Source organism: Oleiphilus sp. HI0080 (assembly GCF_001635135.1).
Genome location: NZ_LWFU01000708.1, coordinates 1 through 4,788 on the forward strand (window position 1 = coordinate 1; position 4,788 = coordinate 4,788).

General features: G+C 47.4%; 4 protein-coding genes. All 4 read left to right on the plus strand.

What is annotated here, in order from left to right:
- On the plus strand, window positions 1–347 hold a 347-nt coding region (locus A3751_RS15215; protein WP_156492506.1), incomplete at its 5' end, for a M24 family metallopeptidase.
- Window positions 344–3,055, plus strand: coding sequence for a [protein-PII] uridylyltransferase (gene glnD, locus A3751_RS15220; RefSeq protein ID WP_197466386.1), 2,712 nt, complete (start codon window positions 344–346; stop codon window positions 3,053–3,055). The genes A3751_RS15215 and glnD, both read left to right, overlap by 4 nt.
- A 23-nt stretch (window positions 3,056–3,078) precedes the next feature.
- Window positions 3,079–4,275: a succinyldiaminopimelate transaminase gene (dapC, locus tag A3751_RS15225; protein ID WP_068457666.1), complete on the plus strand. Its 1,197-nt coding sequence runs from the start codon at window positions 3,079–3,081 to the stop codon at window positions 4,273–4,275.
- Window positions 4,276–4,308: 33 nt separating this feature from the next.
- Complete coding sequence (locus A3751_RS15230; RefSeq protein ID WP_068457669.1) at window positions 4,309–4,668, plus strand: ArsC family reductase; 360 nt, start codon at window positions 4,309–4,311, stop codon at window positions 4,666–4,668.
- The last annotated feature ends 120 nt before the right edge of the window (window positions 4,669–4,788 follow it).

Below are 4,788 nucleotides of genomic sequence, written 5' to 3' on the forward strand. Positions count from 1 at the left end.
GTGACATTGGCGCGGTGATACAAAAGCATGCAGAGAGTAATTATTACTCGGTTGTTCGAGAGTATTGTGGTCACGGTATCGGCGCAGTTTTTCACGAAGACCCTCAGGTGATGCACTACGGAAAAAAAGGCACAGGAATGGCGCTAAAAGAAGGTATGACATTTACTATCGAGCCGATGATTAATCAGGGTAAACGTCACTGCAAGCTCCTCCCTGACGAATGGACAGTGGTCACGAAAGATCACAAGCTTTCCGCTCAATGGGAGCACACGATACTTGTAACCAAGGATGGCTACGAAGTTCTTACAATGAGGGAAGAAGAGAAAGTGCATTTCGGAATTGCATGAACAAAATGACAGCAGCTCCAGACCTGAAAGCGACGTTTATCGAAACCTCAGGAATTTCACTCGACGAGCTTTATAAAGATCTTACTGAACCCGGCTACCCAGCAAAGGATGCGAAGCGCTATTTAAAACTAGCGAACGATTGCTTTGATGCAATGTACTGCAAAGGCGAAGACATTCGCCAAATCATCGCGACCAAAGCCTGGTTTATGGACCAAGTACTAAGCGCCCTTTGGTCGCGCTATAACTTTGACGGCTCTGAGTACGCTCTCATCGCGGTAGGCGGCTATGGTCGCGGGGAGCTGCAACCACATTCCGACATTGACCTTCTGATACTTGCCCGAAGCGAGATCACAGCGGACGCTGGCGAATCACTCAGTAGCTTTATCACGATGCTATGGGATCTGTCTCTAGATATTGGGCATAGCGTTCGAACTATTGACGAGTGCGTGGAACAAGCAAAACTTGATGTGACGATCGCTACCAATCTACTCGAAACTCGGACCATTTCTGGCCATGCCGATCTCTGTGCCGAGCTTTCCAAACGCGTATACTCAGATGAGGTTTATACCTCTCGCGAGTATTTTTTGGCTAAGTTTGATGAACAGGTTGAGCGACACAAACGTTTTAGTGGAACAGAGTACAATTTAGAGCCGAACATCAAAGCGTCACCGGGGACCTTGCGAGATATTCAAACCGTTGGCTGGATTACAAAACGTCATTTCGGTCCAGATGCGAAGTCTGATCGAGACCGCTACCACTTTTTGACCGACGAAGAGTTCAATTTACTTTTATCCGGCGAGACCTTTCTATGGTCTCTTCGCTACGGACTGCAAATGGTCGCTTCTCGCAGCGAGAACCGAATGTTTTTCGACTACCAGCGCAAGGTAGCGGAGATTCTGGGATACAAAGATAACGATACGGCTCTGGGCGTTGAGATAATGATGCAGAGGTACTATAGAACGGTACTTGCTCTGGCCGAACTCGCCGACCTTATTCTTCAGTACTTTGACGGATACTACCTCAACCCGAACCGAACTGAAGAAATAACTCCGCTAAACAATCGCTTCCAGACCGTCAATGGTTATATTGAAACAATTGACGAGCATGTTTTTGAGCGCTCCCCATATGCATTGATCGAGATCTTTTTGATCATGGCCCAAAATCCGCAGATCAAAGGGATTCGCTCGACCACTATCCGATCCATCCGAGAACATCAGTACCTAATTGACGATCACTTTCGAAATGATCTTGCAAACACGACGATGTTCCGTGAGATCCTGCGGACCCCGCACCGTCTGCATCGCACTCTAAGCAACATGCTTAAATACAACGTGCTGTCGCGCTACCTACCCGAGTTCGCAAATATCGTGGGGCAAATGCAGCATGACCTGTTTCACGCATTTACAGTAGATGCACACACAATAAAACTCATCCGCAACATTGTTCGCTTGCATGATGAGGCGCATCAAGACACATTTCCCGTTGCTGCCTCACTTGTGCGTGAGCTACCCAAACTCGAAATAGTCTTTGTCGCAGGTATTTATCACGACATTGCCAAGGGGCGTGGTGGTGATCACTCTGAACTCGGTGCAGTCGACGTGACCGAGTTTTGTAAGCGCCATCACTATAGTGAGCGTGACACTCGATTAGCAGCTTGGTTAGTTGAAGAGCACCTGCTTATGTCTATGACGGCGCAAAAGAAAGATGTGGCCGACCCAGCAATCATTTATGAGTTTGCAGCACGCATACCAAGTATCATGCACTTGGAATATCTATACGTGCTTACCGTGTGTGATATTGCTGCAACCAATCCCAAGCTTTGGAACACCTGGAGAGCAAGTCTGCTACAGCAGCTATTTGTCGAAGCAAGACGCGCATTAAGAAAAGGGATTGAAACTCCAGTCAGCCGTACCGTCTGGGTGAGCACAACCCGCCAAGAGGTACGTTCAACTTTATTCCAAAGCAACTATCCGGCTTCTCAAGTTAATGACTTAGTCGATTCGCTAGACGACGAGTACTATCTACAAGGCGCTGTTGACGACATCGTATGGCAATGCAAAGCCATCCTTGAGCAAGAAGATAAGACACTTCCCGTCATTGCAATCCGCGATCAAAATGATGGTACAGGCCGCGGCTTCTCCCAACTAATGATTTATCTTCGCTCAGACGATGACCTCTTCGCAGCAATCACTGCAATGCTCGAGCAACTGAACGTTAATGTGCTTAGTGCTCGAATATCTTCAGCGCGCGGCGGGTTTTCGATTAACAACTTTGTTATTACGAATGCGAATGACGTAGCACTCTCAGAAGATAGTGATCGCATTGTTCAAATTAAGCAAAAATTGAGCGAAGCCCTTGATGACCCAGAAGATTATCCGGAAATTATTACCGGGCGCACGCCTCGCGTACTCAAAACCTTCTCTTTCCCTACGGAAGTGACACTGAGCAATGATGCGCTTAACCATCGGACGGTCGTCGAGGTCGTTACTCCTGATCGGCCAGGATTACTTGCGCGGATAGGTCAGATTCTTTACACGCACGATCTGAGCCTTGTTAACGCGAGAATCGCCACATTGGGCGAACGCGTAGAAGACGTATTTTTCATTACCCAAGACAACGGATTTCCCTTGAGCGATGTCGAGCAATGTGCAAAATTGCAGACCGATATTTGCGAGCAACTAGATGAACTATCCGGGGAAGGCGCATAAGCCTGATGTAGCATAGGATTAGTATGAACCCACTTCTCGATAAACTTCAGCCATACCCTTTCGAAAAGCTCGGCAAGCTTCTTGGCGAAGTCACGCCAAACCCGGAGCTATCCCCAATAAAGCTTTCTATTGGAGAGCCCAAGCATCCCGCACCCCAGTTTGTTCTCGATGCGCTAACCGATAACATTCGCCAAGTAGAGGTTTACCCATCAACAAAGGGCATTCCGGATCTTCGCATCGCGATTTCAGAATGGGCAACGAAGCGTTTTTCGCTCAAAAAAGGCACGCTAGACTCGGAACAGCACATTCTTCCAGTTGCCGGGACTCGCGAAGCCATCTTTTCCTTTACCCAGTCCGTGATCAATGATCAAGACAATGCCTTAGTAGTCAGCCCAAATCCTTTTTATCAAATATACGAGGGTGCGACCTATTTATCAGGAGCGGATTTGGAGCTACTGCCGTGTGACGAAGCGTTTGGCTTCCAGCCTGATTTTGAATCTGTTCCAGAGAGTGTATGGCAGCGCTGCCAAATCCTGTTTTTGTGCAGTCCAGGCAATCCTACTGGCGCAGTTGTTGATATGACGACGCTAGAGCAACTCATCAATCTTGCCGATAAATACGACTTTCTCCTAGCCTCTGATGAATGTTACTCAGAGATTTACATTAACGAAGACAAGGCGCCTATCGGCCTGTTAGAAGCGTGCGCAAAGCTGGATCGAAACGACTTTAAGCGTTGTATCGTATTTCACTCGCTCTCCAAGCGCTCCAACCTCCCTGGCCTACGATCTGGGTTCGTTGCCGGCGACAAAACGGTCCTCGCGAAGTATTTGAAATACCGGACCTATCATGGTTGTGCAATGCCCGTTCATCATCAAATTGCAAGCATTGCAGCCTGGAACGACGAGCAGCACGTTATCGATAACCGAACCGAGTATCGTGCAAAATTTGAAGCGGTGCTAAACATCCTCTCGCCGATTATGAAAGTTGAGCAAACCGATGCGAGCTTTTATCTTTGGCCTGAAACCCCCATTGACGACGTCATTTTTGCTCAAAAACTGTACCAACAACAGCACGTAACGGTAGTACCCGGATCATATTTATCGAGAACGGTTAACGGCCACAATCCCGGCGAAAACCGTGTACGCATGGCCTTGGTTGCTCCAGTTGATGAATGTATTGAGGCGGCGAAACGGATACGCAGGTTTATCGAAGCGCTTTAACCCTCCAATTTAGAATTGTGATTAAGAAACACTATGAGTACCAACGAAATAACAATCTATGGCATTAAAGCCTGTGACACAATGAAGAAAGCAATGACATGGCTAGAGACAAGCGGCGTTGCGTTCACTTTTCACGACTATAAAAAACAAGCCATCGATGAGCCAAAACTAAGAGAGTGGCTGACCAAGGTCGAGTGGTCTGAGTTGATTAACCGACGCGGAACCACTTGGAGAAATCTCAGCGATGTACAAAAAACAGGCGTAGACAATGACGCAGCCGTAAAGCTGATGCTCCAAAACCAATCATTGATCAAGCGTCCGCTTCTCGAAAAAGGTGGCGAGGTCTATTTAGGCTTCAAACCAGATAATTATGAAGCCATTTTTTCTAAGTAACACTCCCCAAATTAATACGACTAATAAAGTGATTTGATTATGACAGTAGCAATTGGCCTCGGCGTAGGCACTAAAAACACAAACGGCGAATGGCTAGAAGTACTTTTTCCCGCGCCGTTG